At 64.1% G+C, this 19,774-nt stretch carries 17 protein-coding genes and 1 pseudogene; 9 read left to right on the forward strand and 9 right to left on the reverse strand.

The features are described from left to right. The 3 genes and pseudogenes from ACK4S9_RS21150 to ACK4S9_RS21160 form a co-directional block, all read left to right on the forward strand. Window positions 1-378: pseudogene (locus ACK4S9_RS21150) on the forward strand (hypothetical protein); the annotation flags it as partial. Further along, window positions 375-605 (forward strand): hypothetical protein, encoded by a 231-nt coding sequence (locus ACK4S9_RS21155; RefSeq protein ID WP_409729581.1) that lies wholly within the window; start codon window positions 375-377, stop codon window positions 603-605. The pseudogene ACK4S9_RS21150 and the gene ACK4S9_RS21155, both read left to right, overlap by 4 nt. A gap of 242 nt (window positions 606-847) precedes the next feature. Continuing rightward, on the forward strand, window positions 848-1,117 hold the full coding sequence (locus tag ACK4S9_RS21160; RefSeq protein WP_409729583.1) for a hypothetical protein: 270 nt from the start codon (window positions 848-850) through the stop codon (window positions 1,115-1,117). Window positions 1,118-1,171: 54 nt separating this feature from the next. On the opposite strand, the gene ACK4S9_RS21165 is transcribed toward ACK4S9_RS21160, so the two are convergent. The 3 genes from ACK4S9_RS21165 to ACK4S9_RS21175 form a co-directional block, all read right to left on the reverse strand. Beyond that, entirely contained in the window at window positions 1,172-2,068 is an 897-nt protein-coding gene (locus ACK4S9_RS21165; protein WP_409729585.1) for a glycine-rich domain-containing protein, read from the reverse strand. A 246-nt stretch (window positions 2,069-2,314) separates the two neighbouring features. Beyond that, window positions 2,315-4,144 carry a CHASE domain-containing protein gene (locus ACK4S9_RS21170; protein WP_409729587.1) on the reverse strand — a complete coding sequence of 610 codons (1,830 nt, stop codon included), beginning with the start codon at window positions 4,142-4,144 and terminating at the stop codon, window positions 2,315-2,317. Window positions 4,145-4,409: 265 nt separating this feature from the next. Beyond that, the gene (locus tag ACK4S9_RS21175; protein ID WP_409729589.1) at window positions 4,410-6,167 is read right to left on the reverse strand and encodes a glutamine--tRNA ligase/YqeY domain fusion protein; all 1,758 of its coding nucleotides are present in this window, start codon (window positions 6,165-6,167) and stop codon (window positions 4,410-4,412) included. Between the two features lie 400 nt (window positions 6,168-6,567). Between ACK4S9_RS21175 and ACK4S9_RS21180 the strand changes: the two genes are divergently transcribed. From ACK4S9_RS21180 to ACK4S9_RS21200, 5 genes are read left to right on the forward strand one after another with little or no spacing between them, the layout of a single operon-like run. Continuing rightward, window positions 6,568-6,858, forward strand: coding sequence for a DnaJ domain-containing protein (locus ACK4S9_RS21180; protein WP_277487747.1), 291 nt, complete (start codon window positions 6,568-6,570; stop codon window positions 6,856-6,858). 16 nt (window positions 6,859-6,874) lie between these two features. Beyond that, entirely contained in the window at window positions 6,875-7,381 is a 507-nt protein-coding gene (locus tag ACK4S9_RS21185; protein ID WP_409729591.1) for a hypothetical protein, read from the forward strand. Continuing rightward, window positions 7,378-8,160, forward strand: coding sequence for a hypothetical protein (locus ACK4S9_RS21190; protein WP_409729593.1), 783 nt, complete (start codon window positions 7,378-7,380; stop codon window positions 8,158-8,160). Before ACK4S9_RS21185 ends, ACK4S9_RS21190 begins: the two co-directional genes overlap by 4 nt. A 17-nt stretch (window positions 8,161-8,177) precedes the next feature. Then, window positions 8,178-9,050 carry a hypothetical protein gene (locus ACK4S9_RS21195; RefSeq protein WP_409729621.1) on the forward strand — a complete coding sequence of 291 codons (873 nt, stop codon included), beginning with the start codon at window positions 8,178-8,180 and terminating at the stop codon, window positions 9,048-9,050. 24 nt (window positions 9,051-9,074) lie between these two features. Continuing rightward, window positions 9,075-10,289: an MFS transporter gene (locus ACK4S9_RS21200; RefSeq protein WP_409729595.1), complete on the forward strand. Its 1,215-nt coding sequence runs from the start codon at window positions 9,075-9,077 to the stop codon at window positions 10,287-10,289. Window positions 10,290-10,300: 11 nt separating this feature from the next. Here ACK4S9_RS21200 and ACK4S9_RS21205 read toward each other — a convergent pair whose 3' ends face one another. Continuing rightward, the gene (locus ACK4S9_RS21205) at window positions 10,301-10,792 is read right to left on the reverse strand and encodes a hypothetical protein (RefSeq protein ID WP_409729597.1); all 492 of its coding nucleotides are present in this window, start codon (window positions 10,790-10,792) and stop codon (window positions 10,301-10,303) included. A 168-nt stretch (window positions 10,793-10,960) separates the two neighbouring features. On the opposite strand from ACK4S9_RS21205, the gene ACK4S9_RS21210 reads away from it, so the two are divergent. Continuing rightward, complete coding sequence (locus tag ACK4S9_RS21210) at window positions 10,961-11,284, forward strand: hypothetical protein (RefSeq protein ID WP_409729599.1); 324 nt, start codon at window positions 10,961-10,963, stop codon at window positions 11,282-11,284. Window positions 11,285-11,385: 101 nt separating this feature from the next. Here ACK4S9_RS21210 and ACK4S9_RS21215 read toward each other — a convergent pair whose 3' ends face one another. The 5 genes from ACK4S9_RS21215 to ACK4S9_RS21235 form a co-directional block, all read right to left on the reverse strand. Next, on the reverse strand, window positions 11,386-12,639 hold the full coding sequence (locus ACK4S9_RS21215; protein WP_409729601.1) for a CaiB/BaiF CoA transferase family protein: 1,254 nt from the start codon (window positions 12,637-12,639) through the stop codon (window positions 11,386-11,388). Window positions 12,640-12,849: 210 nt separating this feature from the next. Beyond that, window positions 12,850-14,277, reverse strand: a complete 1,428-nt coding sequence (locus ACK4S9_RS21220) for an FAD-dependent oxidoreductase (RefSeq protein ID WP_409729603.1) — start codon at window positions 14,275-14,277, stop codon at window positions 12,850-12,852. 2 nt (window positions 14,278-14,279) lie between these two features. Beyond that, window positions 14,280-14,813, reverse strand: a complete 534-nt coding sequence (locus ACK4S9_RS21225) for a hypothetical protein (RefSeq protein WP_409729605.1) — start codon at window positions 14,811-14,813, stop codon at window positions 14,280-14,282. A gap of 123 nt (window positions 14,814-14,936) precedes the next feature. Continuing rightward, window positions 14,937-16,703 (reverse strand): cation:proton antiporter, encoded by a 1,767-nt coding sequence (locus ACK4S9_RS21230; protein WP_409729607.1) that lies wholly within the window; start codon window positions 16,701-16,703, stop codon window positions 14,937-14,939. 463 nt (window positions 16,704-17,166) lie between these two features. Then, on the reverse strand, window positions 17,167-19,485 hold the full coding sequence (locus tag ACK4S9_RS21235; RefSeq protein ID WP_409729609.1) for a family 1 glycosylhydrolase: 2,319 nt from the start codon (window positions 19,483-19,485) through the stop codon (window positions 17,167-17,169). Window positions 19,486-19,774 lie beyond the last annotated feature (289 nt).

A 19,774-nucleotide genomic window follows, 5' to 3' on the forward strand; every position in this document is an offset into this window, starting at 1 on the left:
CCGGACCACGACGTCCCCCCCACCCCCCGCCCGGCCGCCGCCGGGGCGCGCCGCGGCCGGCGGGCGCGGCGGCGCGCGCCCCCCGCCGGCCGGGTGGTGCATGCGGTGGACGACACGCGCATGAAGATGGGCGACTATTTCGACGCGGTGGCCGATGCCTTCGCTCTGGCGCGGCCGCCGCGCCTGGCGCGTGCCGAGTTGCAGGCGGCGGTCACGCCGACGCTGCTGTCCTTCATGTCGGAATCGCGCCGCCTGGACAATACGCGCCTCAAGCGCGAGTTGCGCGCGAGGCTGCGCTATCCGGACGTGGCGGCGGCGCTGGCGCGTTTGGCCGTGGCTCCCGTACAATCGGGCACCCAGAACGAGAGGCCAGCATGACCTATGAAGAATACCTCGACGAAGTGACCACCCTGATCGTCGAAAAATACGGAGTCGCGGACGCCGCCGCGATCAAGATCGTCGTCGATGCGCAGGACAAGGAATACTTCGTCGCCCACGACGACAAGCCGGAGATGCGCACCGTCGAGCGCGCGCACTCCGACGCCAGAACCCTGTACCAGGCGAGTGGCCTGGCGCAGAAAGCCGCTCCCGGCAAGAAGAAGTAACTCCTTCCGCCGCCCCGCGCCCGGGGCGGCAATCTCCCTGTCCAGCGACGTGTCCGGCCTGGCCGGAGGCATGCGCACGCTCCTGCGCGCCGCGAATGCCTTGTGCACATAGCTAGCCTAATGTGTATCATTTCGTCCCTGACGAAAAATGCCATACGAATCATGCCGTTTCGGCGTCGTATGCAAAGAATTCGCGATAGATCACGCAAAGTGACAAATATTTAACAATCCTGAAAGAAACCATGCCCATCAGACGCCTTCCGCCCGGCGCGGAATACGATCCCAACCGGCTCCTCGACGCCATCATTGCCAAGCTCCGCCTGAAGAACGACGCCGCACTGTCGCGCGTGCTCGAGGTGGCGCCGCCCGTGATCAGCAAGATCCGCCACAACACGCTGCCGATCGGCGCCACGCTCCTGCTGCGCATGCATGAAGAGAGCGAGTTCAGCATCCGCGAACTGCGCGAGTTGATGGTCAGGCCGGACGGTGTGGCCGAGGCCCTGCCGGCCTGAATGAAAAAGGCCGGCGGAACATGATCGTTCCGCCGGCCGCCGAGGAAGGAAGACTCAGGCGGCGTGCGCCAGTTCCTTGCTCGGTGCGGCGCAATGTTCCGGACGCTCGGTCTGCGCCAGCGCACGCTTTCCCGGTCCGGAGCAGTATGCGTATGCCGCGTTGGCGGCTTCGTACGGCTTGCCTGGTGCGGAGCAGTATGCGTACGCGGCGTTGGCGATTTCACGCGGCTTGCCCGGTGCGGAGCAGTACGCGTACGCGGCGTTGGCGGCAGCGCGTGGCTTGCCCGGCGCCGAGCAGTAAGCATACGCGGCGTTGGCGGCTTCGCGCGGCTTGCCCGGTGCGGAGCAGTATGCGTACGCGGCGTTGGCGGCGGCGCGCGGCTTGCCCGGCGCCGAGCAATATGCGTACGCGGCGTCGGCAGCTGCGCGCGGCTTGCCCGGTGCGGAGCAGTAAGCATACGCGGCGTTGGCGGCTTCGCGCGGCTTGCCCGGTGCGGAGCAGTATGCGTACGCCGCGTCGGCGGTGTAGTGTGGTTTTCCCGGCGCGGAGCAGTATGCGTAAGCAGCGGGGGCGGCAGGCCAGGTGCCGAATTCCGCTTCGTAGATTTCACGCATGCGCTCGCCGCTGGCGGCATGGTCGCCATCGTTCGCACTGGCGCTGATACCGACGTACGGATAGTGGTGCAGGAAGTAGCCGAACACGGCTTCGCAATCCTCGGCGTACTTCATCGTGTCGAGGATATGGTAGTGCCAGAAGATGTCGACGTCGACGGTCGGCGATGCCTCCGCGTCGGGGTATTTCTTCATCAGGAACAGGAAGCGGCGGTATTCCGTTTCCACTGCATCGGCCCGCAGGGCGGACCAGCCTTCGCCGGATTCCACATGCATCAGTTTCATTTTGATCGGGGCAAGATCAAGTGCTTCGAAGGCTGCGAATTCGTTGGTCGACATGGTTATCACCTTTTGTTGTAGATCTGTTTGTTACGGCCTTGTTTTTTTATCCCTAGTATTGAAGCGGTACGTCAGAAAATCCTCCCCAAAGAACGTGGCGCGGTTAATCGGAAGTCAGGAACTGCGTTTTGAGCAGTGGCAGTGATAACAATTGTCCTGCGACCGGTCAGGCTTAATGTTGAGTTCTGTCAACCGATAAACTGCTTTGCTGAAACGAGACAACATAGCCGCGCATCCGCTGCATATTCATGCGATGGCCGACAGTGCTGCATTGCTGTCGTGTGCAAGGGGGGCAGACGTTTCCGGTAGATGCCCGCCGACGGGAATGGTGACGACGATGGTGGTGCCGGTATCCGGGCCGCTGCTGATCGAGAAGCTGCCGCCGAGGATGTTGACGCGCTCCTCGATGCCCACCAGGCCGAAGGAACCGTTGCGGTTGCGGCTGCCCGGCTGCATGCCAACGCCGTTGTCGCGGATGGTCATGGTCAACAGGTCGGCATGCTGGTGCAGGTCGATCCGCACCCTGGTCGCACGCGCGTGCCGGGCGACGTTGTTGAGCGACTCCTGCAGGATGCGGAAGAAGGCGGTGGCACAGTGGTCGTCCAGGTGGTGCTCGTTCTCGTCCTCGACCAGTTCGCACTCGATGCCGGTGCGGCGCGCGAAGTCGGTCACCTGCCAATCTACCGCCGCGTTCAGGCCGAGGTCGAGCACGTTCGGTCGCAGGTCGTTGATGATCTGGCGCACGCTGCGGATGGTCAGGTCGATCTGCCGCACGGTGGCGCTGGCGCGTTCGTACAGGCGGCCATGGCGGTCGCGCGTGCGGTTGGCGAGGATCTCGGCCTCGATCTTCAGCGCCAGCAGGTTCTGCCCGAGCTCGTCGTGGATCTCGCGCGCGATGCGCTTGCGTTCGCCTTCCTTGATTTGTTCCGCGTGCGCGGCCAGTTGGCGCAGCTTCTCATTGGTGGCCTGCAGCTTGGCCTGGCTGGCGCGCAGTTCGCGCGTCATGTCCTCGGCCATGCGCAGGGCGCTGCGGCGCGACGAGGCCATGGTCTGGAACAGCGCGTAGAGCAGGGCGGTACTGAGCGTGCCGGCGAGCGCGGCAAGCCAAGGATAGAAGAGGTCGAAGCGCGTGTACAGCGACGATTTGGCGATGCTGAAATCGGCGCGCCACTGGCGCTGGTTGTATTCGATAGGCAGGCTGGCGTACAGGACGCTGTCCGCGTCCTTTGGAGGCGACGCAGACGAATTCGTCGCCACATAACTGTCATACAGTATCGTGCTGAGCTGGTTCTCGCCCGGTTCCAGCGGCACCGCGTTGAGGTCGGTGAGTACCAGGCGCACCCCCTCGGCCGGGAAGCCCTCGAGTGCGCCGTTCACCATCTTGTTGACCCCGAAACCGATGCCGACGGAGCCGATGTAGGCGGCGCGGCGCTGCTCGACGTTGCTGATCGGCATCCCACTGCGGTATACGGGCAAGCGCATCGCAAGAATGTTCTGGTTCGGGCCCGAGCCTGGCAGGATGTTGACTCGCAGTCCGGAAGCGGCAATCGTATTGTTGTCGCGCGATCCGGCCGCTGTGCGGCGGATATAGCTGCGTGCTTCCAGGTCCAGGCCGAGCTTGTTGAGCGATTCCGGAACAGCCGGTTCCATGTAGATGAGCACTGTGTAACTGTCGCGGCCGGGCACGGGCTGCAGCTTCTTTGCAGGCCCAGGTATCCCATACTGGCGCAGCCGCCGGCGCACGTCGGCCTCGACGGCCGGCAGTTCTGCCGCTCCGACGGTGCGCGCGTAATTCATGGCCTCGATGCCCGGGAAGTTGCGGGGCGTATCGAGCTGCTCTACATAGTGGCGGAAATCGTCGGCGCTGGCGTTTGGATTGGCATGGAACAGCCCGGCCATGCCGCGCAGGACGTCCGTATAACTTTTGACACGGGCGTCGATCGCGAGTTGGGCGGTGCGCGCCATGCCGCGAAAGCGCGTCTGGGCATCGCTTTCGATTGCCTTGGCGGTCGCCAGGTAGAGGGCTGCGCCGACCGTCACGGACAGCAGCGCTCCGGTCAGCATGGCCGTCGGCATGACGACATGATGTTTGGAGTGGCTGCGGTGAGGCATGATCCGTAAACTCGCTTAGAAGGTGAACTCGTCGCGTTAATGCGACATACATTCATACGCTAAGCCTCTTTACCCAACGAAGAACCTATCAGATTTACTAGCTATAGCAAATATGCAACGAAGTAAGCGGAATGGAAAGGTTTCAGCCAAGAGAAAAAACAAAGGGAGTAATGCTGTAAAGCATTACTCCCCCTTGAACTGCACGCTCAGCAGTATGGTGTAAGAAAAATTACTTCCCCCAGCTGTCCTTCAGCGTGGTCACCCGGTTGAACACCGGCTTGCCCGGCTGCGAATCCACGCGGTCCGCGACAAAGTAGCCGTGGCGCTCGAACTGGAAGCGCTGGTCGGCCACCGCTTCTTTCATGCCCGGCTCCAGGTAGGCGGTCACGGTCTCGAGCGCGTTCGGGTTGAGCGCGGCCTTGAAGTCCTTGCCGCCGGCGTCCGGCTGCGGCTCGGTGAACAGGCGGTCGTACAGGCGCACTTCGGCCGCCAGGGCGGTGGCCGCGCTGACCCAGGTGATGTTGCCCTTGACCTTGTAGTTGTCCGCGCCCGGCGTGCCCGACTTCGAATCCTCGAAGTACTTCACGTGCACCGCCGTGACCTTGCCATTCTCGTCCTTGTCGTAGCCGGTGCACTCGACCACGAAGCCGTACTTCAGGCGCACGCGCGAACCCGGCTGCTCGCCCACCGGCGGGGTGAAGCGGTGGTAGCCCTTGGTCGGGGTTTCCATGAAGTCTTCCTGCTCGATCCACAATTCGCGCGTGAACGGGAAGCTGCGCACGCCCATTTCCGGATGATGCGGGTGGACCGGCGAGCTGCACTCGACCGACTCGCCTTCCGGGAAGTTGTCGACGATGAGCTTGAGCGGACGCAGCACGGCGATGGCGCGCGGCGCTTTCGGGTCGAGGTCGTCGCGCAGCGCGCCTTCCAGCGTGCTCATGTCGATCCAGCCGTCGGCCTTGGACACGCCGATGCGCTCGCAGAACAGCTGGATCGATTCCGGCGTGTAGCCACGGCGGCGCAGGCCGACGATGGTCGGCATGCGCGGGTCGTCCCAGCCGGTCACGACACCGGTATCCACCAGTTCACGCAGTTTGCGCTTGGACGTGACCACGTAGGTCAGGTTCAGGCGCGCCATCTCGTACTGGCGCGGCACCGGGCGCGGGAAGAAGCCGCCGTCGGCCAGGGTGTCGACCAGCCAGTCGTACATCGGGCGGTGGTCCTGGAATTCCAGGGTGCAGATCGAATGGGTAATCGACTCCAGCGCATCCGAGATCGGGTGCGTGTAGTCGTACATCGGGTAGATGCACCAGGCGTCGCCGGTGCGGTGGTGGTGCGCATGGCGGATGCGGTACAGGGCCGGATCGCGGTTGGTCATGTTCGGCGAGGACATGGCGTCTTCCGACATCTTGGCGCGCAGCACATGCTCGCCGTCCTTGTACTTGCCGGCTTTCATGTCGCGGAAGAGTTGCAGCGATTCTTCCACCGGACGGTTGCGGTAGGGCGAGTTGGTGCCCGGCGTGCTGAAGTTGCCGCGGTTCTTCGCCATCTCTTCGGGGCTCTGGCTGTCCACGTAGGCCTTGCCTTCGCGGATCAGGTATTCGGCCATCTCGTACAGCTTGTCGAAATAGTCGCTGGCATAGTGCAGGTACTCGCCGTCGCCCTGTTCCCAGGTAAAGCCGAGCCACTTCACGGAATCCATGATGGTGTCGACGTATTCCTGGTCTTCCTTCTCCGGATTGGTGTCGTCGAAGCGCAGGTGGCAACGGCCGTTGTAGTCGCGCGCCAGGCCGAAGTTCAGGCAGATCGACTTGGCATGGCCCACGTGCAGGTAGCCGTTCGGCTCTGGCGGGAAGCGGGTGATCACGGGCGGCATGCCCTCGCGCTGGTGCGTGCCCGCCGCCAGGTCGTTTTCGATAATGGCGCGCAGGAAATTCGACGATGGGGGATTGCCCGCAGCCGCCGGGGTATTCTTATCAATGCTCATGAAGAAGGAAGTGAAGAGGTTATTCCGGACATTTTACCGTAACGCAGGGGGCTCCGGCCGGGATAGGCTCCTAATGTGGTGAAGCGCACGGTCAGCCCTGTGTGGCAGATACATACTTGGGGTAAACCGCCCATTTCGCAAGGTTGCATCATGAAAACCCTCGCTACCCATCCAGAAACTGGTCCGCGCCTGGCTGCTGGCCCTGGCCGGCATGCCCTTGCCGCAACTGCCGCCAGCGCTTCGCCCGCTCGCGGCACGCCCGGCGCCGCCGTCCCAGGCCGGGCGCCGCTGAGACCTGCTCTCGCCAACTTGTCGTTTTCTATAGGATAATCTCGTCCTTGCCGATTTGCGGCCTCAGCTTTATGGCCCAGACCGTGGCCCATTCCCGGGAGAGTTCCAGTTGGAAAATTTATACGCGATCCTCGGCGTCGCCCCGAATGCCGGCGACGACGAGATCAAGAAGGTCTATCGCTCGCTCGCGATGCGTTACCACCCGGACCGCAACCAGGCGCCGGGCGCCGAAGCGCGCTTCAAGGCCGTCACCAAGGCCTATGAGGTGTTGTCGGATCCGGTCAAGCGTGCCGAATACAACCAGAGCGTCAACCACCGCATCGTGCTCGATGCCGAGGCCGAAGCCTTCGAGCTGTGGCGCTCGCTGTTCGCGCTCAATGGCGTGAATCTACAGCAATGACTCAACAGGACACACAATGAAAAACGTACATCCCGAATTCTCGTTCCAGTCGCGCGAACTGGACGGACAGATCGAGGGCACCCTGGGCGACCCGCCCAACAAGAAGAACTACGACATGATGGTCGGCGCCCTGGTCTCGGAATACGCGGGCGGATCGGGCCTGGACGACGTCAACCTGATGGCCTTCGCGCTCGTTGACTGTATCAAGTTCAAGGATCCGAAGGGCTTGCTGCGTGAAGCCGCCGACTATGAAAGCGACGATCCTGCGCGCGTGTTCGCGATGGCCGAGTGCGAGGGCGAACAGGGCCGCGCCATGTTCGAGGCGATGACGGGCAATTATCCCGAACTGGCGCGCCAGGCCATCATCACGGCCTTCCTGTACAAGAACCAGGGACGCTGGGAAGACGAGGACCGCGACTTCGCGCGCCTCGCCGAAGGCGACGAGGGCGACGACGACGCGGAAGACACGGCCGCCACCGACGACTTCACCCAGCTGTTCGATGCAGACGGAGAGCGCGAATGAGCGACGACAACAAAGCCAACCTGCCGGCACTGACGAAACAGGTCAGCGAACTGGTGCTGGCCGGCTCGCTCGAGCACGCCGAGGAGGCGTTCTCGCAGGCCGCCGACGAGCACGGCGACTATGCCGTGGTCGAAGTGCTGTCGACCCTGCCGCCGCAGGTGACCGCGCTGCACCTGTCCGGCTTCGACGGCGCCAAGACCTCGCTGGCCACCATGCTGGTGCCGCCCAAGGCCTGGGCCGAGAGCCTGGCCTACATCGCCGCCACCTGGCCTGACAACCTGATCGAGGACGATCCGGAACGCATCGCCGAGAACCTGTTCAACCACGTGCACGGCATCGTCTACGCGAACGACGACGAAGAGCGCCGCCACGAATTGCTGCAGGAAGCGTCCGCCACCGACCACGGCGCCACCGTGTTCGCCATCCTGTGGTCGCTGGCGCCGAAGGAAATCCTCGAGCTCGCCGGCGAAATCCTGTCGAAGGGCCGCTACGTCACCGCCCAGACCAGCGGCGACAGCGACATCGCGCCACTGGCGGTCGACCTGGCCAAGGCCAGCGAGGACGGCTGGGAGCGTTCGCTGCTCGAGCTGTTTCCGGAGTTCCGCCACAGCGCCGAAATGGCCGACGTCGAGCTGCCGGACGACCCGGACGAAGAGTCGCCCTTCATGCAGCGCAGCACGCGCGAACTGCTGTACCGCCTGCGCAAGCAGGTGCCGTCGGTGCGCAGCATGCCGCGCCGCGGCAGCCGCCGCAGCATGGGCACGGACATCTTCTCGTGAGCGGGGCCTTGGCAACGATGCTGCCTGCAATCGTCATCGAGAAGCCGCCGCGCCTGGTGCGCGCGATCAAGCTGTTGCCCGCTGAGGCCACGCCTGACGAGGCCGCCCTGCTGGCGGAGGAGCTTGCCGGCATCACCGCCATGGTGGCCGAGAAGTTCACCAACGACCGCACCGCCGAAGGCATCCAGCGCGCGCTGCTGCTCACCGTGGGCGGGGTCTCGCTCGGCCTCGAGCACCTGGTCGACAGCGACGACGACCTCGACGCGCTCGATATCCTGATCGAGGAGGGCGCCGAACTGGTGTTCCAGCAGGGCTTCCGCCTCGTCAAGGACTTGTCGGCGCTGCCCGAGGACAGCCTGGTGGGCGAGTACGACGTCGACCCGATCTACAGCCAGCGGCGCCTGAAAGAGTTGTTCGTCGACCTGTGCACGGCCGATCCGGGCGAAACCTGGACCGGCTACGAGCGCTACCTGTCCCAACTGAAGCAGCGCCAGGGCGTGCAGGCGATCGTGCGCGCGGCCCAGTGGATCCGCCGCCACCACTACGAAGGCCCGATCAACGATCCGGATTTGAACGCCGAAGGCGTGATCGCCCTGGCGATCATTTTCGCGGTCGAGGGCGGCGGGCGCATCACGGCGCGCACCGGACAGAAGGAATTCGAGCGCCTGGTGAAGTCGGTGCGCAAGAACGATCCGGACTTCGAAGCCGGCTGGGCCGCGCTGATGGCGCAGGTTCCGGCGCAGCACCAGCCCATCATCGCCGAGCGCATCGCCACCTACCGCGAGCACTGCACGGTGCTGCAGCACATCAAGACCAAGGCCACGATGAAGCAGCTCTTCACGGAGCTGGAAAACTACGCCGGGTCCGAGCTCGACCCGGACCTGCCGTAACGGGCCGGCCGTGCCGCTTCTGTCATGAACCTTGTGCGCGGTCCGATCGCGGCCGGAAGTCCGGACTTCCGCCGCATCAACCGCGCCATGGCCTTCGGCGGCTTTTCCGTCTTTGCACTGCTCTACTGCGTCCAGCCGCTGATGCCGCTGCTGGCGCAGGACTTTTCCCTCACACCCGCGCAATCGAGCCTGGCCTTGTCGGTCTCTACCGCCACGCTGGCGGTGGCGCTGCTGCTGTCGGGTAGCGTGGCCGAGCGCATCGGGCGCAAGCAGCTGATGGTGGCCTCGATGGTCGGCGGCGCGCTGCTCACCTTGCTATCCGCCTTTGCGTTCGACTACACCCAACTGGTCGGCGTGCGCATGCTGCTCGGCCTGGTGGTGGGCGGCCTGCCGGCGGTGGCGATGGCCTACCTCAGCGACGAAGTGGAAGGGACCTCGCTCGGCCTGTCGATGGGCATGTACATCAGCGGCAGCGCCTTCGGGGGCATGAGCGGGCGGTTGCTGGCCTCGGTCATCAGCGACTTCGTCTCCTGGCGCATCGCGGTCGGGTTGCTGGGCGCGGCCGGACTGGTCGCGGCCTGGGAGTTCTCGCGCAGCCTGCCGCCTTCGCGCCATGGGACATCGAAGCGGGCGAACGGACCGGGCATTGTCGATGGCCTGCGCATCCACCTGGCGGACGAAGGCCTGCCCTGGCTGTTCGTGCTGCCGTTCCTGCTGATGGGCTGTTTCGTCAGCCTGTATAACTACATCAGCTACCGGCTATTGGCGCCGCCGTTTGGCCTGAGCCAGAGCGCGGTGGGGACGGTGTCGCTGCTCTACCTGCTCGGCATGTTCAGTTCGATGTGGGCGGGCAAGCTGGCCGACCGCCTGGGGCGGCGCAACGTGCTGTGGCTGGTAATTAGCGTGATGGTCGCGGGCCTGCTGGTGACGCTGCACGAGTCGTTGGTCGCCATCGTGCTCGGCACCGGGCTGGCCACCTTCGGCTTCTTCGCCTCGCATTCGGTGGCCAGCAGCTGGGTCGGCCGGCGCGCCCGGCCGCCGCAGGCGCTGGCCTCGGGCATCTACCTGTTCTGCTACTACCTGGGCTCGAGCGTGGTCGGCTGGTTCACCGGGTATGTGTGGGAAGGGTGGGGCTGGGCGGGCGTGGTGGGGGTGCTCGGTGCGCTGCTCGGGGTGGCGATGCTGATTGCCTTGCGGCTGCGTCGGCTCGCGCCGGCGGCTGCCATCGGCCCCTGGTGATACGGGGCGGGCTACGCGTAGCCGTGATAGTCGAATCGGCTGAGGCGTTTTTCCAGCGGATCGTATTCGGCATCGAAATAGCACTTGCCGCCATCGTTAATATTGAAGAAGGTCTCCGACAACTGCCACCGGGGCCTGTCGTGGACATTGCAGGCGCCGGCCAGCCGGACAAGACGCCTGCCGTCCCTGGCCTCGCCGCGGAACTGGATGGCGTAGGTCGCGATGCGGGCCTTGTTCCCAAACAGCTCGTTGGCGCTTAACCTGGCGTCGACCAGGGCCCGTATCTCTTGCACGGTCTCCAGCGGCACCTGCCAGGCGCCCCCGCGCACCTCGTACCAGTTGGGTAGCGGGCTGATGGGCGGAACGTAGGCCGCCGCGCCCGCAGGCTTGCTGACGGCCCAGCTTGGCGGGGCGATGCGGATGTCCTGGGCGTCAGGCGCGACTTGTACCGGACCGGCAAGCAGGAGGACTGCGAACGGCAGCGGATGCAGTGGGCTGGGCATGAGAAGTCAACGGGATGGGTGGGTGGCATGACTCTACCGTATTTCGCCCGGCGCCGGTTGCCCTGGCATTGACGCGCGCACGCCAGAAACGGGCGCTTGATATCCCCGCTGGGAAGACTAAAGTGATTGATCCGAGCGGTTTACCGCCTTACTTTCAGGAGGTCAATCATGTTGCAAGCTGCCGAAATCCAACAACGTTTCAGCCAGATCGAGCAGACCATCAACCAGGCTGAAGAAGTCACCCGGAACGACCAGGGGGCGCCGAGCGAAATCCGCGACTGCATCCAGAAGATCGCCCACGAAATGCCGGAAGCCCAGCGCGTGATGCAGTCGAACGACCAGATGCGGATGGTCGAGTGCATCGACCGGCTGGAGGAAATGGGCGACGAGGCCAAGCGCATGTGCCGCAGCGCCCAGCCGTCGCCCCAGGTCGCCTCGGTGGTGACGCGGGTGCATGACGTCCTGTCGGACTTGAAGCACCAGCTGCATTGATCCGTAGGCGTGCGTTCAGCCGGTGACTGAATGTACGGGCGGTCGGACGGAGCAAAGACCGTTTGGACGCGCGGACGGCGAAGCCGTCCATCGTACGAGAATCAGACGACTCCCTTGCCGCGCAATGCGGCGATCTCCGCCTCGCCGAGGCCCAGCACATCGTGCAGCACCTCATCGGTGTGCTGGCCCAGCAGGGGCGGAGCCTTGTCGCTGGTGGCGGGCGTGGCCGACATGCGGATCGGATTCCTCACCAGTTTCACTTTGCCCGCGGTCGGATGCGGCAGCTCGATCGCGACTTCGCGCGCCCGCACCTGCTCGTTGGCGAACACCTCGCCAATATCGTTGATCGGCCCGCAGGGCACGCCAACCGCTTCCAGCAGGGCGATCCATTCGTCGCGGCGCTTTTCCTTGACCATCTCGGCCAGGATCGGCACCAGGGTGTCGCGGTTCTGCACGCGCAGCGGATTGGTGGCGAAGCGCGGGTCCAGGCCCAGTTCCGGCCGGCCGCCCGCTTCGACGAACTTCTGGTACTGCCCGTCGTTGCCGGTGGCGACGATGATGTGGCCATCCAGGCAGGCGAAGGTCTGGTAGGGCACGATGTTGGCGTGCGCATTGCCCCAGCGCTTGGGCGGCTTGCCGCTGTTGAGGTAGTTGCTGCCCATGTTGGCCAGCATTGCCACCTGGGTGTCGAGCAGGGCCATGTCGATGTGCTGGCCTTCGCCGGTACGGTCGCGGTGGGTCAGCGCGGCCAGCACCGCCACGGTCGCGTACATGCCGGTCATCAGGTCGGTCAGCGCCACGCCGGCCTTCTGCGGCCCGCCGCCCGGCAGGTCGTCGCGTTCGCCGGTGACCGACATCAGGCCGCCCATGCCCTGGATCAGGAAGTCGTAGCCGGCACGATGGGCGTAGGGGCCGTCCTGGCCGAAGCCGGTGATCGAGCAGTAGACCAGGTCGGGTTTGATGGCCTTGAGGGTGTCGTAGTCGAGGCCATAGCGCTTCAGGTGGCCGACCTTGAAGTTCTCCAGCACCACGTCGCAATGCTTCACCAGTTCATGCAGCAGGGCCTGGCCTTCGCCGCTGGCGATGTCCACCGTCACCGAGCGCTTGCCGCGGTTGGCCGCCAGGTAGTAGGCGGCTTCGCTGGTGTCCTGTCCTTGCGCATCCTTGGCGTAGGGCGGCCCCCAGGCGCGGGTGTCGTCGCCGTTACCGGGGCGTTCGATCTTGATCACGTCGGCGCCGAGGTCGGCCAGGTTCTGCGAGCACCAGGGGCCGGCGAGCACGCGCGACAGGTCGAGCACGCGGATGTGGCCGAGCGCCTTCGGCAGCGCGCTAGAAGGGGAAGCAGCTTGCGTCATTCTGTTCCTGCGGGGTTGTCTGGACAAGTCCCGGATTATAGCTGTCCGCGCGCGATGGTCTGTACCGAACGCGAACCAGGCTTGAAGGCCGCGTCGATGAGCTCGAGCACACGCTGCGCCTGCAGCAAGCTGATCACCGTGCCGACACTTGCGGACTACGTGCCCTGGATGGTGTCGAACTTCCTGCTAGTAGCGGCCCCACGCTTTCAATCAGATTTCGGGGCCAAGGACCGGGAAGTTCGACGGTTTGAAAGGCAATGGTGCTCCGGCCAACGCCATGCGCAGGCTGAAATAGCCTGAATTATTGCCCAATCCGTAGGATTTATCTACGCCGTGGCGTAACAACGGCGGGAAAATGGAGCAAATCAGGCCGGCACTCGTCTCGCACACATAACTAGCATCCGGAGCGACATCTACTTGGGTGACTTTCCCGGCGATTAATTTTAGCTTTGGACTGTCACGCAACATGGCAAGCGTCAGGGTTGCAAGGAAGCGGTTTAGGGCATAGCACTTCGAAAAAACAATTCGCTTTCTCGTCGTATCTGCCGTGCTGGCAACCCACACGATCTTTGGACAAATTTCCAGCATCGGAGCAAGGTCGATGGGGGATTTCGGTCGTTTGAGGAGCTTTTCAACGATCTCGTCATAGACTGCCTGCAGCGCCGCATGCGCTTCGCTGCCTGAAGTTTCCCAGAGTAATTGCCGTGACACATGTCGTTCTGCGGAAACGATGCTTGCAAGCTGTTTTGGTGTTAGCCCGCACTTTTTCACAAGTAGCAACAAGTCCTTCGCTTGCTCGCGGAATACCACCTTCAAGAAATCTTGAATTGCCCCGTCGCCGGCGCCTGAGAGTACTACCGTTTCATTCGAAAAATCCTTCTCATTTTCCCAAGGCGGATTTGGCAGATCTGACCAGAACGGAGGTGGAAGGTAGGGGGCGGCAGAAGTTTTACCACCCTGGACGCTACGCTCGACGCCAATGCCTGTTGCAAAAATAATGATCTTAGTGGTAATCGTCTTTTTCGCACTCCCCATTTTATAAACAATATCGACGGTTTTTCTACCCACCTTATCAAGCAGAAACACTCCGCTTGTCGCGCGCGGTTGCTGCACTACAGCGCCAAATGTCCAGGTAATTCCGCCTTTACTGAAGACATGGTCGTCGATACGTTTGTCCCATGCTTTCACGAGCTCCCGTGCGATCACAGGATTTTTGTCCGTGACTTGACAGGGGAAAAACATATTGCCTGTGGACTTTACCGGCAAGTCTCCCAAGGACGGGAATATGCCCGTTGAAGCATGCGCTTCCGGCCAGTCATACATCGTAAAGCTGACGTGGCGCGACGTACATTGTTTCTGTAACGGAAAACGTTCCATGGCGCTTTCGAGCACCAGGACATTCAGGCCATGGCCTGCAGCGTGACATGCAGCGGCTACCCCTGCTGCACCCGCGCCCACTACTACTACATCGTACGGCGTTTTATTGCCCGCGAAGACCTTACATTGGACAAGGCAGTTAACCAAGGCCGTTGCGCGAACCACCTGATCCTTCATGCTGACATAGTTCATGCCGGAACTGAGATCGAAAGTGCGTACGCCGGCCTTGTGCGCAATCAGCGGGAAGTGCCAGTTATCCACGTTCAAGCTCCGGTTTTCCAACTGTACAGTTCTAACGTTTGCTTGTCGTCCAACACCCCAACCAGCGGATCCTCAATGAAAGCGAGAGGATTGTCGAACGGCTCGGCGGCTATACGCTCAAGTAAGCGTTCAAGCGTGACTGAATTGATTTGCCCAATCTCTGCAGATGCAAAATTCCTGAAGCGCATGCGCAGTTGTCGAAAGGGTGTGTCGGCTTCCTCTTCTAGGAAACGGGTGAAGTTCGGAGTATTTCTTAGCAAAAACGTTGGCCCGGTATCTTCGGGAGCAGGCGCCCTGGCCGTTCGTGGCATGCCGGGAGGCGTGCCGGGATTCACGCGAGACCATGTATCCAGGAAGGTTGAAAATTCATTGGTCAGATTTGTCGTCTCAGCCGCTCGACTCTTCCAAGTGAACTTGATGTTGTGGCTCAACGCTAAGCGTTCCAGTTTTTCCCTGAGCTCACCCCAGGACGGTCTCGTGCCGCCAAGTTCTGCAATAAGCAGGGCATACAAATGCGTTCTGTCTTTTCTGTTCATGGTCAGCCCTGATGGTTCGTGCAGTAGGAATTGTAGTGCGAGAATGAATCGCAAAAATCTCGGATTTCCACACAACAATCGGCCTCGAATCGTCGTCGTTCCCTTCTGCCGGGCATGCGCGTGTTAGATGCTCTCAGATGCTGGTTCAGGTTCCAGCAGCTTGGCCGTCACCAGCTTGCGCTCGTGGTCGACGATGCCGGCGACTAGGCGTTCGTCCAGGCCCATCGCTTCCAGCACGAAGGCCGACAGCTGCAGGCTCGCTTCCAGCGTCTCCGGCACCACCACGCTGGCGCCGGCCAGGCTCAACGCCCGCGCATGCTTCTCGTCGCGCGAGCGCACGAACAGGCGCGCGTGCGGGAACTCGCGGCGGATGCCTTGCACCGCATGCATGCTCGATGCCGGATGGTCCATGGTCAGCACGATCGCCGGCGCCTCGTCGGCATGCACGTGGCGCAGCAGTTCGGGGCGCGAGGCGTTGCCGAAGTAGACCGGCTTGCCTTCGGCATGCAGCTTCGAGACCAGCTTGGCGTCGCACTCGAAGGCCACGAAGGGGATGTTCTGTTCGCCCAGCAGCTTGGCCAGCTGCTGGCCCACGCGGCCGAAGCCGGCGATGATGACGCGGCCGCGCGCCGAGGCCAGCTCGGGATGATCCGCCGCGGCCGCGAGGCCGGCGCGCGCGTGCTCGCCGCGCTCGCCGGTCAGGCGTCCCAGGCGCGCCAGCAGGGGCGTGATGAACAGCGACAGGCCGACCACCAGCATCACCTGTCCGCCCAGCATCGGATCGAGCACCCGCGCGCTCATGGCATAACCGATCGCGACAAAGGCGAATTCGCCGCCCTGGCCCAGCAGCAGGCCGCCTTCGACCGCGCGGCTCCAGGGCTGGCCGCCGAGGCGCAGCAGGCCGGCGACCACCAGCGCCTTGAGCAGCACCAGGCCGGCCAGCGCAGCCCCCAGCAGCAGGGGAGCGGCCAGAATCTGGCGGGTGTCGATGCTCATCCCGACGGTCATGAAGAACAGGCCCATGAGCAGGCCCTTGAAGGGCTCGATCATCAGCTCGACCTCGTGCTTGAACTCGGTCTCGGCCAGCAGCAGGCCGGCGATCATCGCGCCCAGCGCCATCGACAGGCCGGCGGCGGCCGACAGGCCCGCGATGCCGAAGGTGCTCAGCAGGATCAGCGCCATGAACACGTCCGGCTGGCGGTGCTCGGCGAAGGCGCGGAACAGCCTGTGGACGACGCGTCCGCCCACCAGGTAGATCAGGGTGATGGCCAGGCCGGCCTTGAGCAGGGTGGCGAGCGCCAGGACGGCGACGCCGTCGCTGCCGCCGCCGCCGAGGGCGCCGATCAGCAGCAGGATCGGCACCACGGCCAGGTCCTGCAGCATCAGGATGGCGAACGCCGCTTGTCCCAACGGACTACCCGTGGCCCCCTGCTGGGCCAACAGCTGCATGACGACGGCGGTGGAAGACAGCGACAGCACCAGGCCGACCACCACGGCGGCCTGCGCATCGACACCGTAGGCCAGCAGCAGGACGCCGCCGACCAGCGCCGCGCTGGCCACGACCTGGGCGGTGCCGGCGCCGAACACCCAGCGCCGCATCGCCCACAGGCGCGCGGCCGACAGCTCCAGGCCGATCATGAACATCAGGAACAGCACCCCGATCTCGGCGAGCGCCGCGATGCCCTGGTCGCGCGGGAAGGTGAGGAAGGCCAGCCAGGGCACCTCGCCGGCCAGCAGCCCGAGGCCGAAGGGGCCGACCAGGGTGCCGACGGCAAGGAAACCGATCACCTGGTTGATGCGCAGGCGCTGCAGGATGGGAATCAGGATGCCGGAAAGGATCAGGAAGAGGAGGATTTCCCGCAGGAAGGGAAAGGCGTGTTGCTCTTGCACGGTGTGGGCAATGAATAGGGTTGTTTGCCCGGATTGTAGCGCGGGAGCGATGCTGTAAGTACGGTGGCTGCGATGTGGAATTGGGTCCCCGCCTTCGCGCACTGCTGTCCGGGATAATTTCATCTAGCCGGAAATCGTCGTTCCCGCGTAGGCGGGAACCCAATTTGGGGTGAAATATCCTGGCCTGCGATAGCGGCCCGCAACAGGATTGGGTTCCGGCCTTCGCCGGAACGACGAGTTAGGTGCTTGAAGTTTGCTTGTTGGATACGCGTACACCGCCGCCGTTTCCCTAAACCCCTATTAATCTAGAGTTAGCGATTATCCCGGACAGCAGTGCGCCTTCGCGGGGACGACGGCTCTACGGTCGCGGGTCGCAAAAAATTTGAGGCGGCCCGCTCCCTGTGTACGTCGCACGTGCCACTGGCACCTGCGACTTCCCGCCCCAATCTGACTTTTCAAGTCCTCAGCAATTGCCAGCCTGTATCGCTTCCGGCGGCGTCTCCTCCTGCTGCCGGTGCCCGCTGGCCACCGGCTGGCGGCTTTCGGCGGTGTGCTGGAGTTCCTCGATTTCCGGATCGTGCACGTTGCGCAGTTCGAGGTAGCGGTCGAGGGCCTGGTCGAGGCGGGGCAGCAGGATGCCGCGCTCGCTGGTCAAGGCGCAGTAGGCGGGGCGCGCCGCCGGATAGGCGATCGGCCGCGCTTCCAGCCGGCTGGCATCCACGCCGGCCCGTTCGGCCGCCTTCAGGGCCAGTTCGGCCCAGGTGAGCTCGCCGCCGTTGGCCAGGTGCCAGATGCCGGCTTCACGGTCGATCGCCAGGTCGAGGCAGGCGTGCACCAGGTCCGGCACGTAGGTCGGGGTGATGGTCAGGTCGTTCGAGGCGACGAAAGGCTCGCCGCGCTCGAGCGCGTTCAGGGCCAGGGTGACGAAGTTGTACTGGTCCCAGGGACCGAAGAAGGCGCTGGTGCGCACCACCAGGGCGCCCGGGTGCGCGTCCAGCACCGCCGCCTCGGCCTCGGCCTTGCTGCGGCCGTAGACGTTCAGCGGCGCAACCGGGTCCGATTCCACGTAGGGGCGGCTTTGCTTGCCGTCGAACACCAGGTCGCTCGAGAAGCTGGTGAGGTGGATGCCGTGGCGCGCGCAGGCAGCGGCCAGGGTCGCCGCGCCGAGGGTGTTCTCGCGCAGGCAGCGCTCGGCTTCGTTCTCTGCGTCGTCAACGCGCACGTAGCCGCAGGTATTGATGACCGCCCAGGGCTGGTATTCGGCCAGGGCACGTTCGACCGAGCCGGCGTCGGCGATGTCCATCTCCTTGCGCGACAGCAGGCGGTAGGACAGGTTGCGCTTGCGGCAGACGCGCGCAAAGGCGCGCCCCAGGGTGCCGGTCGCACCCAGGATCAGGATCGGGGCGGCAGACGTGCCCACCAGGCGGTGGCCGTCGGCCGAGATCGAGGTGAGGGCCGCAGGCGTGGCCACCGGCGGGTGGCACAGGAAGCGGCCCTGGCGGCGCCACCAGCCCTGGCCGCGCAGCACCGGGTGCGACAGCGGGGTGCCCGAGGACAGCTCCTTCATCATCCTGGCCAGCGCGGTCGGGCGCGGCATGGGCGAGCGCACGTCGAAGGGGCCCGGCTCGTAGTAGCCCTTGTTCTGCGTGACCAGGCTGTTCCAGTCGAAAGAGCCGAGCAGCGACCAGACCGTGACGGCGCGCACGTCGACGCCGTTCTGCTGCGACTGCTGGGCCGCTTCCCAGATCTCGAGCAGCCAGCGCAGCTGGTCTTCGCGGTTGGCGTCGATGTGGGCTTCGGTGATGGCCAGCGGGATGCCGTAGCGGTCCCAGATTTCGTTCAGCAAGGGCGCGATACCCGGCGTCGGCGTGGCCAGCACGCGCGACGCCTCGATGTCGGCGCAGGGGATGCCGTCGGCCACGCCGCGGTGGTGCTCGGGGAAGCGCTCGGGACGGTGATCCAGCCAGCGCTCGGAGGTGACGTAGTAGTTGACGCCGATGATGTCGGGCGGGCAGGGGTTCTCGCGGAACCACAGGAATTCTTCGGCCGCGATGCCGGTTTTGGTCAGGTATTTCCACAGCTTGTGGTTTTCATCGACCATGCCGCACAGCAGGTCCCAGGCCAGCCAGCGGCGCTCGTTGTAGAACTCGGCCACGTGGGCGAGCTCGGGCGTGCCGTAGGTCTTGCCGAGGTCGTCGGTCTGGACCAGCTTGGCGTTCGGGTTGACGGCGCGGATCGCGCGCATCGACAGCACCACGGCGCGGCACTGGACCAGCAGGGCTTCGATGAAGGTGCGGTCGTCGCGGCCGTGCGGGTACCAGACGCCGTACAGGCCGGCGAAGCGGGCAGTGGTGCAGGGCTCGTTGACCGGGGTGTAGTACTCGATCCAGGGATAGCGGGCGGCCACCGCGCCGGCATACTCGGCCAGGCGTTCGGCAAAGGCCGGATCGACCAGGCTGGTGTCGCGCGGGCCGCTGCCGTGGTGGACCAGGCCGGCGATCGGCGTCACGCCGGCCGCGCGCAGGGCGTTCAGGCGCTCGTCGGCCCAGCCCCAGTCGGCCTTGGCCAGGCCCTCGGGCGCGGTACGTTCCCATAGCACGGGATAGCGGATTGCGCGGATGCCGGTGGACGCGAAGCGCTCGATGTCGCAGGCACGGCCGTGATGGCCGTTGCGCTCCAGTTGGCTGAAATACTCGTCGCGGACACGGTTGACCGTGCATTCGAGGCCGCCCCAGAGTTCCAGGGGACGGATTTGGCTGTTCGTGCTCTTTTGTGGATTCATCAGTTTCACCAAATATTAGTTTTATAGCAACAGTTTCTCTGCAACTCGGCGTCCCAGGCAAGAAATCGTGTAAAGGGGAGAGCCGGCCGCAGGCCAGGGACGAGGTAGCGGTTGACATCCTTGCGCCAACCTGCAACCATGCGGTCCATGAATTTTCCGAAAGCACATCACTTTTTGTTGACCTGGTGGCGCCGCTCCTAGCGTGCGGCCACAGGAATGATGTGCATTTCGACTAACGCCGCCTCGATCCGGGTGGCGTTTTTCGTTTCTTACGCAGGAGGATCGGGGC

This window comes from Massilia sp. (assembly GCF_046293535.1).
In the GTDB taxonomy this organism is placed as follows: domain Bacteria; phylum Pseudomonadota; class Gammaproteobacteria; order Burkholderiales; family Burkholderiaceae_D; genus Telluria.